The following is a 15,563-nucleotide window of genomic DNA, read 5'->3' as shown; positions in this document are numbered from 1 at the left end:
ATAAAAAAACAACTTGTAGGATTGTATCAGACTATAATTCACGAATAGGAACCAGCAGCTCAACAGTGGTTTAACACTACTAATTTTGCAGCTTTAAATGGGCACGGATGGGAAATTGCAAATAGGATAAAAATTGCAAACCCATTATGATAATTCTCTTATATGTAACCAATAAAAACCATATAGTATGAAAATTGCAATCCTTATTATTCGATCTTTATTAGGAATCTTATTCCTTTACACCTCAGTTAGTTTTTTTCTGCACCTTGCACCTGAAGCCGAAACTACAGGTAATTTTAAAGCTTTTAATGTTGGTTTAATGGCGTCAACTTATCTGATTCCTTTGGCAAAATCTTTAGAATTCCTTTGTGGACTTTCTTTCATCACTGGTCGCTATGTAACCCTCGCGAACCTTATCATTTTACCCGTTACATTAAATATCCTATTGATTAATTTTTTCCTAACCCCAGAAAATTTACCAGTTGCCTTATTTGTGTTTTTTGGTAATATCTTTTTAATAATTAGTCATTGGTCAAATTACAAAGGTTTATTTGTAGCAAAATAATTTGGTTTTAAAAGTAAACTTTACATTCCAAATCAAAGCCTTGATTTATTGGAATGCCTATTTTCAGGGCTACATTTTTTAACAATTTAAACAATTTCAAATCAACAACAATCACATGTACAAAAAGCACTAGTTAGTGCTCCATTTAGAATTTAACACAATAAGAAAGAGTGTTTTACCTGTGTCAGATAATAAAAAAACAGTACTAAAGGGATTCCATTTTAAAAGTCACAATCTTTATAGTGAATTTATATGGTATCGATAACCTCTTTCATTAATTGTATGCTTTTCAATTTATCCTCGTGATTAAAAATTGGACTGGTAATCATCAATTCATCGATTTGCGTGTAGTCTATAAATTGTTTTAGTTCGATTTCTACTTTCTTTTTGCTTCCAATAAAGGAACAAGATGTCATTTGGTTCACATGAAAATGTTCTTCTTCCGTCATAATTCCATCCAAAGAATCCACTGGCGGCTGCAATGGTTTTCTATTATTCCGAATCAAGTTCAGAAACATTTGGGTCAAGCTAGTGGATAACCTTTGAGCTTCTTCATCTGTGTCAGCTACAATTGCATTGGCGCAGGCCATTGTTTTGGGTTTGTCTAAATATTTTGAAGCTTGAAAATTTTCACGGTAAAATTGAAACGCTTGCACCATTTGTTTGGGGGCAAAATGTCCAGCAAAAGCGTATGGCAATCCATTGGCTGCAGCCAAAGCAGCACTATCCATACTAGAACCTAAAATCCAAATAGGGACATCCGTTCCTTCTGCAGGAAAGGCTCTAACCTGTGCATTCGCATTATCTTTTGAGAAAAAATCCTGAAGAGCAGCAACATTCTGAGGAAAGCGCTGTGACTGTTCGAAAAAATCTTTGCGAATGGCTTGCGCGGTTAATCCATCGGTTCCTGGCGCTCTTCCTAAACCTAAATCAATACGGTTTGGATACAAAATCTCCAGTGTGCCAAACTGTTCAGCAACAATTAATGGAGCGTGGTTAGGCAACATGATTCCGCCAGAACCTACTCTAATATTCTGAGTTTTACTGGCAATATAACCTATGAGTACAACCGTAGCGGTACTGGCTACATGAGCCATATTATGGTGTTCAGCCAACCAAAATCTATTGTATCCTAGACTTTCAGCAAGTTGCGCTAGTGCTGTTGTTTTTTGAAAAGTATCCTTTGCATCGCTATCTTGAGTAATTATGGCTAATTCTAATATGGAAATTGGAATGTTTTTTTTCATTATTAATTTCAAATTTTAACAAAAATAATCATTTCCTATTGAGCCTAAAATTCTGTGGTGTTAATAGATTTATAATGTTTGAAAAAACGAAAAATTGCTTACTCCCTTGGAGCCATAAAAAAAACCTGCAACTTGAAAGGGCAGGTTTTATAATTTATTTTAAAAAAAAGACTTATTTCCCATCTACATAATCTTGCAAATAACTAAATCTTGGAGTCAATTTACCATTCTCAGTAATTTTAGCTCTTTTCAGAATCCCGTTTTTATCTTCGTTAAAAAATGCTGGAATTACGTGTTCTAAGAACATTTCACCAAATCCTTCACTAGCATCTTTTGGCAGTTCGCATGGTAAATTATCCACGGCCATGACAACAATTGCTGCAGGATGAAAAACATCTGATTCTTGATGTTCGTTAGGTAAATAGCCATACAAAGGTTCTGCAATAGTAGAGGATCGTAGCGTGCAAGCGATAGGACCATTCACATCGCAAGAGACATCGGCAACCACTTTAATCTTGCAATCATTCGCTTTCAGCATTTCTTGGGTAAGAATTACTGGAGCGTCATTACCATAAAAATGTCCTGTGATATAGATGTCAGACACTTTAGTGAATTTTTCAAAATCAGAAATGTAATCCTTTGGATTTTGATAAAAATCAGTGAAGTCTAAAACCTGTCCGTCCTTGCGCTTGTTGTATTCCAATACATCAATTTGAGTGTAAACTGGTTGCGAATAATTTTTTGTCAAATAATTTTCAATGGATACTTCCTTTATTTTTATTGCATCTAAAACTTCTTTAGCTCCATTACCTACTTTACCCGTTCCAGTAATTACAAATTTTAAAGGCGGTAATACCAATCTTTTCAAATGAGCAATTAGTGCCTCTTTATCTGAAAGAGTTTCTGCTTTTGGCAATTTAAACAATTCAAATTTTATTCCAAAAGCCCGAATACTATTGTAAGCGCCCACAATTCCAGCGTATCTTCCAAAACCAATTAATCTGCGGTTTTCTGCATCTACAATGGTTTCATAGTCGTACAAATCAATATTATTGGCTAATATGGCTTGCAACAATTTTCTATTGTAGGGTTGCCTTTTGATGGTATGGGAAAAGAAAAAATATGTTTTATTAGGAATTAAATTTTCTACCGGTACTTCTTTCACGCCAAACAGTACATCACAGTCACTGATATCAGCGGTAACTTCAATTCCAAGATTTTCATATTCAGAATCGGTGAAAATCCTAATATCAGAACGTTCTACCATTACGGAAACATTTTGATATTGCTGTTTTAACTTTGTTAATGCGTTTGGTGAGAAAACAACTCTTCTATCAGGCGGATTTTTTCGTTCTTTTAAAATTCCAAATTTCATATCTCTTGTGCGCTTTAAAATTTATTTAATATAACTTTATTGTGTTTATTTGTTACAAATATAACAATTTAAACGAAATTGAATTTATTTTTCAGTAAAATCTATAATTTGCAATCCCACTATACACTGACGCACATAATGATACAGTAATTGTAATCAAAAGCATCTGGTAAAATAGTGTTAAGGTTTAAAAAAACAGGGAATCAAAACACATTGATTCTATATATTTGCCCTTCTAGCACTACAGAAATGAATTTTATAAAAAAAACAAATATACTACATATATTCCTGCTCCTTGTGATATTAAGCTCTTGCGCCAAAGAGAAAAAGAAAGTGGAATTAAATGATGCGCAACTCCCAAAGAGTACATTGCCTAAAATGAAGCCTTTATCTAAACCAGAGCCCAAGCTCACTGCCGCGTATATCAATTCAAAAAAGCAGGAGATTGACTCTTTTTACAAAAAAAATTGGCCAAATAATAGTGCAAATGGCAGTTTTCTGGTAGCAAAAAACGGGCAGATTATTTATGAAAAATACGAAGGGTACGCTAATTTTAGAGATAAGATAGAAATTAATAAGACCACACCACTGCATCTTGCATCAGTTAGTAAAGTCATTACAGCTACTGCTATTTTGAAATTAGTCAATGCCAAAAGAATCGAACTAGATCAAAAGGTCAACACCATTCTCAGGGAATTTCCTTATCCAGATGTTACCATAAAAACATTACTCAATCACAGAAGCGGCATGCGCAATTATGCCTATTTTACAGATCGTGATAAAACGGTTTGGGACAGACACAATATACTGACCAATCAGGATATCCTGACGATTATGGCAACCAAAGATATTGGTCTGGAGTTCAAAACTGACACCCGTTTTAGTTACTGCAATACTAATTATGCCATGTTAGCCTTAATAGTAGAAAAAATCACAAAACTTCCGTTCAAAGAGGCCATGAAACAAATCATTTTTGATCCCTTAGGAATGAAAAACACGTATGTTTTTGATTATGATAAGGATAAAGATTCTGCTGTCACGTCCTATAAAGGAAACAAAGTAGAGATAGGAAAAGACTATCTAGATGCTATTTATGGCGATAAGAATATCTATAGCACACCTAGAGATTTATTAAAATTTGATAGAGCAAGAAGCAGTGCTACTTTTTTAACACCAGCATTGCAAGCTATGGTATATAAAGGATACAGCAACGAACGCAAAGGAACCAAAAATTATGGTCTTGGAATCCGAATGGTGAATTGGGAAACGGGACAAAATTTTTATTTTCACAATGGTTGGTGGCATGGAAACACCTCATCCTATATTACTTTGCGAAAAGAAGGTGTTACTATAATCGCATTATCTAATAAATTTACGCGCAAAACGTATGACGTTCGGAAATTAGCCGTTTTATTTGGAGATTATCCTTTCAAATTACGAGACGAATAAAAAAAGGTATGATTTTTAACACTGTCTTTAAAGATTAGCGATACAAATTCAACTTTAAAAGTGTATATTTGCAAACTCAAAATTCAAGTTTAAATTTTGAAATTAAATAATGGGGTCGACTGGTTTTGACAGCAAGTCGAATTGATAAGTAAGCACGTCGAGCATTGAGACCTTGCTCGTAAATATAAGATCTTACCATTTTACACGGCGAAAATAACTACGCTTTAGCTGCATAATCCGAATTATAGTACGATTAAGCCACGTTCCTATCAGATAGGAAAGCTGGATTCTCCTTGAAAGCCTTGGTTTGTGGCGTTCAGATAAGGGGAACCGTAAAAATAGACCTAGATTTCCATGAGCTTCGGGTGGATTTCAAAATTAAGAAGATAAGTAGCGTGTGGCTGTTTCTGGCCTAGCACACTATCGAAAACTCAATCAGGAAATAAACGCGTAGAAAGCTTTTTAGTTGCTTGTTTGGACCCGAGTTCGATTCTCGGCGACTCCACAAAATGCCTTGTAAATCTTTGATTTGCAAGGCATTTTTTTTTCGAATCAAGGAGTATGCATTATTACAATGCTGGTATTTTTGGACTATAAGTTGTTGGTAGAAAAGTAGGAGAGTAAAATTTGAATTCGTAACTTTGGGTAAATACATAAAAAACAATGAAAAAACCAACTAATAAATCCCCTCATTTTGAAGTAAGTGACAGCTCTTATTTTCGAGTAATTCATCAGTTTTTAGACTTTACTCTTTTAGCAAGCCACTATTTAAATAAAAACTTCGGTTTTTCAAGAGTTATGGCTTATGTAGAGTCTCTTAAATTATTTTTATTGGCACGAAGAAGAATTGTTTCGGTATTTCTTTTCTTAGCCGTTTTGTTTATCGCAACTTCATCGTTTGCTGTTTCTTCCCTAGCTGTATTCATAATCACCTCTTTCACTTTTAGTTGGACTCTTTTTCTTTCATCATCTAAAAAATAGAAGCCGAACACAATTGAAATGTAAATAAATTACGCGAAACCTTACAAATTCTTTATTTAACTTCTACGAAATTATCCTAGTTCACAACTTGGTTCATGAAGAATTGGAAAACTACAGGAGTTGGCAATAAAACAAAGTTCGTTTGCTTTTTGATGTAAACGTAGTGCTTCGGCTATTTTTTCTTTTTGTGTTATGACTACTTTTGGATACAAGCGTACTTCAATAAAGCGTCCGCTACCGTTATCTAAAACTTCAAGCGTTGCCTCAGCCGCATCAGTGTAAGACAGCACTTCGATTCCGTTTTGAGAACAAACATATAAATAGGACATCATGTGGCAGGAAACGATACTGCTCAATAATAAATCTTCAGGATTATACAAAGTTGAATCTCCTTTGAAAGCCTTAGCAGCCGAAACATTTAAAATAGGCTTCCCTGCTATCGTAATGCTATGGCTTTTACTAGACTTTTTAGAAGTAGGACCCTGCTCACTTTTAACTAAAAACCAGTCCAATTTTGCTTTGAATATATGTTTAAAACTCATTTTTTTATTTTTATTCCAAAAGTAATCAAATCAACGATTGCTTACTTATACTATTTGATGACTAACTTAGATTAAAAACGCTGTCAATTTAAGCAGTACGCAGTAAACAAACAAAATATAAAACAATCTTCCATTCAATAAGTAAACTATTCTTTATGTTCAATATCAAAATAATACAACAAGCTTAGTAGCATTATTAAAAGTAAAGGCATGGCTATTAAAAAAACCACCTATTACCGCAATATTTAGGCCCTTATAAGTTCGGAGTAAGATTCTAAATTTCGATTAATAACTATTACATTAATTTATTCATTATCATATAATTAAAAAAAAACATACTAATTATTATGGGAGTTTGATTGACAACATTAGATATTTTAAATTACTGCCGAACACCAATGTGACAAATTCCCTTTTTTGTTTACTTTTTTATTACTTATATATAGAGTAAATTCCTGTTTGTCCTTAATTTTTTAATAAAGTGCTTTTCTATATTTAAGGCTAACTTGGAGTGATAAGGAAAACCACGAAATTCTGTTTGGTAGGATTAAGTTATTATCTTTTAGTATAGTTATAAGTTGTTGTTTACCAAATTTTTACGATTACTCAAACGCCACAAAATTATCATCCCTTTTCTGAATATGAACGGTTCGAGGATACTTTTGTGCATGAGAAAAGATGAGTTGCATGATATATTGATTTGATTTACAAGGCGTAACATACTCTTTGACTTGAGATGGATCAGTAATTACTAGATCTGAATCCAAATAACCCATACCAAAAAAATGTCCGTTTTCGACCCAAATGCAACTGCGTTCATCCGTTGTTCTTCCTTTGTCAATAATCGCAAAACTGGGTCTGCTATTCAAATAAAAATCAATTGCTACTTGAATTGTATCGTTATGTACCTCGATTTCAGGTAAGGCTGCCGTATCATTATGAGTTGTAAAAACGCCATCGGACATACTTCCGTATTTGCAAAACCTTTGATCAATTTCAAATTGTTTGGCTAATTCTTGCAATAGATTTATACCACGATAAATACTATCAAAAGTTTCAAGACAATTTTGATTTTTAGCCAGCTTCCCTATTGCCAAGTATCGGTATCCATTTCTTGCTTCGTATTCGAACAATCCAAATTTTGGTTCAAAGCGTTTCAAAGCTTTATTATGAATGGGCCACAATTGTTTTATTTCACTGCATTCGAGTAACAAAGCCATTAGTTCTGTACCGCAAACTTCATAAGTAATGGCGTAGATATCCCGTAAGAAGTGTTGCCTTTGCGGTGTAATTTTATGTCCTCCAAAATGGGATGACACTCGTTTTTTTAAGTTAACTGCTTTGCCTATGTATACTACTTTTTTATGTTCATCATAAAAATAATACACTCCTGGTTTATCTGGTAATTGATCAAAATCTTCTTTTGGTAAATTAGGTGGTAATTGCTGCTCTTGGGATGTTTTTTTAATCATGACATCCATTACTTTTTCATGGTCCCATTCCAATAATCGGCTTAACAAAATGGCAGTTGCATCAGCATCACCTCCTGCACGGTGGCGGTTCTCTAAATCGATATCTAAGGAGCTACAAAGTCTTCCCAAACTGTAAGATGGCAATCCGGGCTTAATTTTTCGTGCTGCTCGTACGGTACATAATTTTTTTGCAGTCCACTTTAATCCGGCTCGTTCTAGTTCATGACGAACAAAGGAATAGTCAAAATTAACATTGTGAGCCACAAATACCCGATCTTTTAAAAGTTCAAAAACTTGATCTGAAATTAAATCAAAAATAGGTGCTTCACGTACCATTTCATTGGTAATACCCGTCAAGGCAAAAATAGCGTCGGGTATGTGTTTTTGAGGATTAACTAAAGTCTCCCAGCGATCAATCACTTTCTCACCATCGTGAATAATAATGGCAATTTCAGTAATGCGGCTGTGTGTGGCATTGCCGCCTGTGGTTTCAATATCTACTATGGCGTATTCTTGTTTTTTCATTTTATGGTAAGGAAGGCTTCTCGACTGCGCTGGAAGTGACAGTGTTTTGATTGAAATTGAATTATACCTTTTATGTTGAGTAATACCTCTCGGCTGCGCTCGAAGTAACAGTGTTTTGATTGAAATTGAATTATAACTTTTACCTAAAGTAATGCTTCTCGACTGCGCTCGAAGTAACAGTATTTTGATTGAAATTGAATTATAACTTTTACCTAGAGTAATGCTTCTCGACTACGCTCGAAGTGACACTATCAATCTCAAATATTTAGTTGTTAATTTGTTAAACCAATACTGTTTTTTACCTCAGCTAGATCTTTCTTTAATTCAACAAACATGTTTTTGATCGTATCACTTTCCAGTGCTTCAGTCCGTTTGTCGCTTCTGGCAATGCTGCACTGGTATTCCCAAATTTCAAGAATATGGGACGCTTTGACTTCGTAAGGCGGATAGAAATAATTATCTGATGCTAGTACCAAGGCATTTTTGTTGTTTTTATTGAGTCGTTTGTATACCATTCCTTCACTTCTGGTAATGAAAATATACGTTTTCCCATCTAAAACTTCACCCAAACCTTCTACGTAACGTCCCACGATAATATCGCCGTCTTGGTGCGGTGGCATGGAATCCCCTTCTACGGGAAAACCACGGTATTTGCCCACGCCTAAAAACGGTAAGGATATTTGTTGTAATTGTTCGATATATTCGGGATCAGCATATCCATTTAAGTATCCTGCTTTTACTTTTTGGGTTACTACTTCAATGCAGTTTTCGCCCATTTGATCTACTTGAATAGGCAAAATGAGTCGGTTATTTTCGAGTTTTAATAAATCAGAAACTTCAATTTTTCGCATATCAACAGACAGTAATAAATCAATACTGATTTGATAATATTGACCCATTTTTTTTAGGATTTCATAAGGCGCTTCGGAAGTTCCGTCTTCGTACTTCACATAGCGACCCCTAGTAATCATGAGGCTTTCGGCTACTTTTTCCTGTGAAATTTTGTGCTTCACACGCAAGGCTCTGATATTGTCTGAAAATAACGACATAATAAATTTGTTATAATTTAGAACAACAAATATACTAAATAATGTTAGCATCTGTACTACTTTATATTCTAAAAAGAAATAAAATGGCACGTGCAATTGTAGCTATGGATTTGGATACTTTTTTTTCTACGAAAGATTGAACAACTCGTAACTAGAATCTATTACGTATATTATTGGTGGTGATCAAGGTGTTGTTGCTTCTTGTTCGCAGTCCGATATACCAACTTAATCCATAGGTGGAATTAAGAAATAGATCTTAATTTAACTTATGAGACAATACCGCAAAATTTACTTCAGAGGTTTTAAAAAAGTAGCAGTTCAATTAAGTTATGATTGAACAACTAAGTTAGAATTCACCCTATAATTAGGTATAACGGCTCCCCAATTGTATACAGGGTGGAAAGATTTTGAGGAGTTTTGGAAGGCAAGTTTTCTTGGAAAAGGAAATTAAAAGCTAATTACCGCACAAGAAAAAATCCATGAGCTGAATAAGAAATTCAAAGATACCTTACTGTAGCAAAATGCTCTTTAAATTCTTAAAAAACGGACTCGAGCCATAGCGAACTAGAGAAACAATTGATTTATAAAAACAAACTCATTCTAAAAACTAATGAAACAGGAAGTCTTACCAATTATTGAGATTTGGTACAATAAAAAAAGAAGGCACTCAACTCTGAATCATTCAACTATTAAAAAACGTAACAACCAATTAATTATAAAATGTAGCATAACTGAATACACAGTTTTTTATTTGCATATCCATCACTATAATAAAGATAAAAACAGCTGTGTGATAAATGTTACTGTACACAAAATTTAAACGGCTAATCTTTGCATCATAAAATTTATGATTATGGAATATATCGGGTATTTTTCTTCAATACTTATAGGCGTAGCGTTAGGACTAATTGGCGGTGGCGGAAGCATTCTTACGGTCCCCGTTTTAGTTTATTTATTTACTATTGAGCCTGTTTTAGCAACAGCTTACTCGCTATTTATTGTCGGACTTACAAGCGCTGTGGGTTCTGTGGGTTACTTCAAAAAAGGGTTGGTAAATATCAAAACAGCCATTGTCTTTGGTATTCCGTCAATTATTGCCGTTTTTACTACACGAGCTTTAATCGTTCCTGCAATTCCTAAAGTTTTATTTTCTACTGATAATTTTACCTTGACCAAAGATTTATTTTTAATGTTACTTTTTGCTGTTATCATGATTTTTGCTTCGTACAGCATGATAAAAAAAGACAAAAAAAACTCAATGGAAGCACCACAAGCACAAAAGTTCAACTACCCAATTATACTTCTTGAAGGAGCAGTCGTTGGAATAATCACGGGATTAGTAGGTGCTGGAGGTGGTTTTTTAATTATTCCTGCCTTAGTAATTTTGAGCAAATTGCCCATGAAAGAGGCCGTTGGAACTTCATTAGTAATTATTGCGGCTAAATCGTTGATTGGTTTCTTTGGCGAAAGTGGTGAAAATGGAGTAAATTGGCAATTCCTATTTACGATTTCAGCCTTTGCCATTGTTGGTATCTTCATTGGTACTGCATTATCTAAAAAAGTAGATGGAGCGAAACTTAAACCCGCTTTTGGTTGGTTTGTTTTAGTGATGGGAATTTACATTATAACCAAAGAGCTTTTTCTAAAATAAACAGAGTGGACTACAAAACCATAGAAGTGATTTGGCGCAATGAGATTTTTTTAATTAAAATAGTAGTCTCCGTTACAACCACTTTGTCGATTTAGTGCATGCTGTTCATCAAAAATAAAAAATCCATACCACTTAAAATAGGAATCCCTTTCGATAAAAATTGAAAGGGATTTTTTTCGTTTTGTACACTTTTGGAATTACAAGTAAATAAATAACGTATAAAATACACCCTAACTATAAAATTATATAAATACTTGAAAATAAACTACTTACAATTTTAATTGCATTAAAAATATTCTTAAATTAGTGGTCAAAAATAAATCAATAGTTCAATTTATAAGTGCCCTTTTATAAAAATATTTCGAATTTTTCAGGAAAGTAATACTGTTCTAACTACTATTATTTTATTAGTACTTGTATTAAATGGTAGTGCGTTGAATTATATTTCTTGATTTTTTTTACATTTTGAATTATTAATTAAAATAATGCGGACTAAATTAATCTCACCTTTTATAAAACAATAAAAATGGAAACTTCAAAAACAATTTATGAATTACACGAAGAGCACAAAACATGGATAAACAAGCTTTTGTTTTACAAAGACGAACTTTCCATTATTGCAAATCGACTAGCTGAAGTAGCTACTAAAAACACTTCAAATGAGGTACGCTCCGCTATAGACCACTTTCAAAATCTGCTTGTTATCCAGAACGAACAGATTGATATTTTAAATCATGATATAGAAAGTCACGAATCTTTTCTTGAAGGAGCCATAAGTAAAAATGCTGCTAATATTGAGTATGAAAAATTTTCAGATCATAAAAAACACCGCGAAAACATCGCTATTTTCGAAAAAATATTCAAAGATTTACGAGAAGAGTTGATTGATTTTCTGTCAAAATGGATGTAATTTTAAAAATATCAATTGATACAATATGCAATTTGATAATCGAAAATAAAGCCACAACAAGAAGTGCTGCGGGAATTATCTTCGTCTTCCTTCTTGAGTGAAGCATTAGATTATCCAGTTAAAAAAGCCTGTGTAACATTAGTCACCAACTATAAGGGAAACATGTCCTAATTTTGTAAAATAAATTATGAACTAAAAAATTAAAGATATGTTTTTTCAACACGTTTACGACAAGAGTCTTGCTCAAGCAAGTTATTTTATTGGTTGCCAGAAAGCTGGAGTAGCTGCAGTAATTGATGCTAAAAGGGATGTTGATACGTATATCGAAATCGCCAAGCAGAACAATATGAAAATTACTCATATTTTAGAAACGCACATTCACGCTGATTTCCTTGCAGGATCTAGAGAACTTGCGGCTTTGACAGGGGCTGAGCTGTATCTTTCGGATGAGGGTGGATCCGACTGGAAATACGAATTCCCGCATTCAGGATTGAAAGATGGCGATGTCATTAAAGTAGGTAACCTAAAAATAGAAGTAATTCATACTCCAGGACATACTCCGGAAAGCATTAGTTTTTTGCTAACGGATACCCCTGCGAGCGATGAACCTGTAATGTTATTCACTGGGGATTTTGTTTTCGTTGGAGATGTAGGAAGACCTGATTTACTTGAAAAAGCAGCAGGAATGAAAGGTACTCAAGATATTGGTGCCAAACAAATGTACCAATCTATTAAAAAATTTGAATCCTTACCGGACTTCATCCAAGTATGGCCTGGCCACGGAGCAGGTTCTGCTTGTGGAAAAGCATTAGGAGCGGTTCCTAGTACAACAGTAGGTTACGAAAAAATTAGAAACTGGGCTTTTCAGTATGAAAATGACGAACCTGGATTTGCAAATTATTTATTGGAGGGTCAACCAGAACCGCCTAAGTATTTTGCAATGATGAAAAAGCTAAATAAAGTAGATCGTCCACTGCTCACTGAAGTTCCTAAATTGAAAAAATTAGAGTACACGGAGTTAACAGCGGCTTTAGCCAAAGGAACTAAATTAATTGATGCTAGAGACAAAACGGAATTTTCCAAAGGTTTTATCCCCGGAAGTATTAACATTCAGGGAAACAATTCTTTTGCCACTTGGGCTGGATGGTTTCTTGCGTATGAGGAGCCTTTTATCCTGCTTGCAGAGGAAGCGCAATTGGATGATTTAACTAGAAAACTTATGAGAATAGGACTAGACAACATTCAAGGATACGTTCCATCTACAAATACATGGGAAGAACATGGCGGTACTTTAGAGACTGTGAATCAAATTTCATTGGAAGAATTTAAAACCTTGCAACAAGATAAAAATGTTCAAATAGTTGACCTTCGTGGTGTTTCTGAATACAACGCAGGTCACATAAAAGGAGCTGATAACGTATTTGTAGGTACATTAGTAAACAATATGGATCAAATAAGCAAAGATAAAAAAGTAGTAATCCATTGTCAAGGCGGCGACAGAGCTGCAATTGCCTATTCCTTACTAGCACGAAACGGTTATAAAAACGTGCTGAACTATTCTCCGGGAATGAATGAATGGATGAACCAAAACAATGCTGTTGAATACTAAAAAAACTTAATTATGTTTGGAATTTTCAAAAATATATTTTCAAAAAAAGACACCACTCAAATGGAAAAATTAATAAAAGAGGGCGCATTTCTAGTAGATGTGCGCACCCCAGCAGAATTCGCTGAAGGCCATGTAAAAGGATCAACAAATATTCCTTTAGATCAAGTTCCTAATCAATTGGCTCAATTTAAAGGAAAAGACCAAATTATTGTTTTCTGCCGTAGTGGAAATCGTAGTGGTCAAGCCAAAATGATTTTGGAAAGAAATGGCTTTAAAAATGTGACTAATGGCGGAACTTGGCAGGATGTAAATGAATTCCTAAACAGTTAAAAAGCGAAATTATAAAAATAGTGTGCAGTTTAAAGCAACTGAAATAGTTGTTTTTAAACTGCACAATTATTTAGGTAGGACTTGATAGCCTTATAAACTGAATGATTTTTTAACTACTTTAAATAAAAGAGTAAATTTGAGGGATTCAGTATCAGATGTAGCGCTTTGACCCGTTAAATTCAAAACGGCATTTTCAAAACTTCCCTTTTAAATTAATTCGAAAAAAAAATAGTATGGAGACGAAAAAACCAGTTAATAAAGACTTGATTTTAAGAGAAAAATTGGCTTTACAGCGCACTATTTTGGCCAATCAATCTACTTTTCTTTCCTTTTTGAGGACATCAATGTATTTTTTAATTGCTGGCTTGAGTTTGAGAAACCTACTAAAAGTTGAAAATAGTCTCTTGATTGAAATTGCTCTTTTTGTCACTTCGTTTGTGATTTTTGTTTTAGGAACAGTCAATTTTTTCAAACACAGGAAATCCATCGCCAACAATAAAAAGCATATTGGTGATTATCAACTAGAATATTATGAGATGTAAAGAACCTCTTTTTTAAATTTTCAAATTAATAAATACGAGCCTTGGAAACGAGTACGACCAAATTAGGATTGAAAAATAATTGGAAACAATTTACACTGCTAGTTATTGTTAATGCCTTTGTTGGTGGAATGATAGGAATGGAACGAACCATTATTCCAAAGTTTGCCGAAATAGAATTTGGCATTGCCTCAAAAACAGCACTTCTCTCTTTTATTATAGCCTTTGGGATTACAAAAGCCATAACGAATTATTTTACGGGTAAGTTAGCAAACCAATTTGGCAGAAAAAATTTACTTTTATTTGGTTGGGTTTTGGCACTGCCGATACCCTTTATTTTGATCTATGCTGAATCATGGAATTGGGTGATTTTTGCTAATATTCTGTTAGGAATTAGCCAAGGACTCACTTGGAGCAGCACGGTAGTGATGAAAATTGATTTGGTTGGAGAAAAAGATCGTGGACTAGCGATGGGACTTAATGAATTTGCTGGTTATTTCGCCGTTGGGTTGGTCGCCTTTCTCTCCGGTTATATTGCACAAAAATATGGCATCACACCCTACCCTTTTTACTTGGGAATTGGAATTTCCATAAGTGGCTTTCTATTGACTTTGTTTTTTGTCAAGGATACTAGAAAATTTGTCCAACAAGAAAACACGACCAATACAACTCAAAAATTAGAAAATATTTTCCTGGAAACCACTTTCAAAAACAAAACATTAAGTGCTATAACACAGGCGGGTTTAGTTAATAATTTGAATGATGGAATGATTTGGGGTTTGCTGCCTATTGTGCTACTTTCTTTAAATTATGATTCGCAAAACATAGGAATTATTACAGCCATTTATCCTACTGTTTGGGGATTTGGCCAATTGATTACCGGAAAAATGTCCGATGTTTATTCAAAAAAAAAAATGTTATTTTGGGGAATGCTACTGCAAGGAATAGCGATACTTTTTATTCCTTTGGCTTCAGCATTTTATCAACTGGCAGCAATTTCAGCATTTTTGGGATTGGGAACCGCTTTAGTTTACCCTACTTTTTTATCAGCCATCGCACAGGCGACAACTCCGAATCAAAGAGCGGAAAGCATAGGTACATTCAGACTTTGGAGAGATTTAGGATATGCGATAGGCGCTATTATTTCAGGAATAACAGCTGATTTATTTGGTATCAATTATGCCATTATATTAATAGGCGTCATCACTATTGTATCGTCCCTAATTATTGAAATCCGAATGACACAAGACGCTTTATAAAAAATTAACAATACTAGAAATAAATCAAAAAAAATTACTTTTAGAAAATAATAATTAAAA

Annotated in this window: 14 protein-coding genes and 1 other RNA gene; 9 read left to right on the top strand and 6 right to left on the bottom strand. The window is 34.0% G+C overall.

Annotation, left to right across the window (positions count from 1 at the left end; genetic code table 11):
* Positions 1-187 precede the first annotated feature (187 nt).
* Entirely contained in the window at positions 188-565 is a 378-nt protein-coding gene (locus tag E0F91_RS05725; protein ID WP_073352937.1) for a DoxX family membrane protein, read from the top strand.
* A gap of 248 nt (positions 566-813) precedes the next feature.
* On the opposite strand, the gene E0F91_RS05720 is transcribed toward E0F91_RS05725, so the two are convergent.
* A complete protein-coding gene (locus E0F91_RS05720) occupies positions 814-1,812 on the bottom strand; it encodes an LLM class flavin-dependent oxidoreductase (protein ID WP_132065369.1) in 999 nt (332 codons plus the stop codon).
* Between the two features lie 172 nt (positions 1,813-1,984).
* A complete protein-coding gene (locus E0F91_RS05715) occupies positions 1,985-3,187 on the bottom strand; it encodes an NAD(P)-dependent oxidoreductase (protein WP_132065368.1) in 1,203 nt (400 codons plus the stop codon).
* A 249-nt stretch (positions 3,188-3,436) separates the two neighbouring features.
* Here E0F91_RS05715 and E0F91_RS05710 point away from each other — a divergent pair, with 249 nt between their 5' ends.
* Positions 3,437-4,636 carry a serine hydrolase domain-containing protein gene (locus tag E0F91_RS05710; protein ID WP_132065367.1) on the top strand — a complete coding sequence of 400 codons (1,200 nt, stop codon included), beginning with the start codon at positions 3,437-3,439 and terminating at the stop codon, positions 4,634-4,636.
* A gap of 111 nt (positions 4,637-4,747) precedes the next feature.
* Positions 4,748-5,144: a transfer-messenger RNA gene (ssrA, locus tag E0F91_RS05705) on the top strand.
* 295 nt (positions 5,145-5,439) lie between these two features.
* Here the strand turns inward: ssrA and E0F91_RS18075 are convergent.
* From E0F91_RS18075 to E0F91_RS05685, 4 genes are all read right to left on the bottom strand, one after another.
* A complete protein-coding gene (locus tag E0F91_RS18075; protein ID WP_279432782.1) occupies positions 5,440-5,562 on the bottom strand; it encodes a hypothetical protein in 123 nt (40 codons plus the stop codon).
* A 126-nt stretch (positions 5,563-5,688) separates the two neighbouring features.
* On the bottom strand, positions 5,689-6,159 hold the full coding sequence (locus tag E0F91_RS05695) for an OsmC family protein (protein ID WP_132065365.1): 471 nt from the start codon (positions 6,157-6,159) through the stop codon (positions 5,689-5,691).
* A 602-nt stretch (positions 6,160-6,761) separates the two neighbouring features.
* The gene (locus E0F91_RS05690) at positions 6,762-8,156 is read right to left on the bottom strand and encodes an exonuclease domain-containing protein (protein ID WP_132065364.1); all 1,395 of its coding nucleotides are present in this window, start codon (positions 8,154-8,156) and stop codon (positions 6,762-6,764) included.
* Positions 8,157-8,428: 272 nt separating this feature from the next.
* Complete coding sequence (locus tag E0F91_RS05685) at positions 8,429-9,205, bottom strand: XRE family transcriptional regulator (RefSeq protein WP_132065363.1); 777 nt, start codon at positions 9,203-9,205, stop codon at positions 8,429-8,431.
* 853 nt (positions 9,206-10,058) lie between these two features.
* Here E0F91_RS05685 and E0F91_RS05680 point away from each other — a divergent pair.
* From E0F91_RS05680 to E0F91_RS05655, 6 genes are all read left to right on the top strand, one after another.
* The gene (locus E0F91_RS05680; RefSeq protein WP_132065362.1) at positions 10,059-10,856 is read left to right on the top strand and encodes a sulfite exporter TauE/SafE family protein; all 798 of its coding nucleotides are present in this window, start codon (positions 10,059-10,061) and stop codon (positions 10,854-10,856) included.
* Between the two features lie 526 nt (positions 10,857-11,382).
* On the top strand, positions 11,383-11,766 hold the full coding sequence (locus E0F91_RS05675; protein ID WP_132065361.1) for a hypothetical protein: 384 nt from the start codon (positions 11,383-11,385) through the stop codon (positions 11,764-11,766).
* 208 nt (positions 11,767-11,974) lie between these two features.
* The gene (locus E0F91_RS05670) at positions 11,975-13,375 is read left to right on the top strand and encodes an MBL fold metallo-hydrolase (RefSeq protein ID WP_132065360.1); all 1,401 of its coding nucleotides are present in this window, start codon (positions 11,975-11,977) and stop codon (positions 13,373-13,375) included.
* 12 nt (positions 13,376-13,387) lie between these two features.
* A complete protein-coding gene (locus E0F91_RS05665; RefSeq protein ID WP_132065359.1) occupies positions 13,388-13,705 on the top strand; it encodes a rhodanese-like domain-containing protein in 318 nt (105 codons plus the stop codon).
* A 233-nt stretch (positions 13,706-13,938) separates the two neighbouring features.
* Positions 13,939-14,247, top strand: coding sequence for a DUF202 domain-containing protein (locus E0F91_RS05660; protein WP_132065358.1), 309 nt, complete (start codon positions 13,939-13,941; stop codon positions 14,245-14,247).
* A gap of 41 nt (positions 14,248-14,288) precedes the next feature.
* The gene (locus E0F91_RS05655; protein WP_132065357.1) at positions 14,289-15,503 is read left to right on the top strand and encodes an MFS transporter; all 1,215 of its coding nucleotides are present in this window, start codon (positions 14,289-14,291) and stop codon (positions 15,501-15,503) included.
* Positions 15,504-15,563: the final 60 nt, after the last annotated feature.

Origin of the sequence: Flavobacterium sandaracinum (genome assembly GCF_004349135.1) — a bacterium.
Classification (GTDB): domain Bacteria; phylum Bacteroidota; class Bacteroidia; order Flavobacteriales; family Flavobacteriaceae; genus Flavobacterium; species Flavobacterium sandaracinum.
The sequence above is the reverse complement of the archived record's forward strand: the minus strand, read 5'-3'. Positions and strand labels throughout refer to the sequence as shown.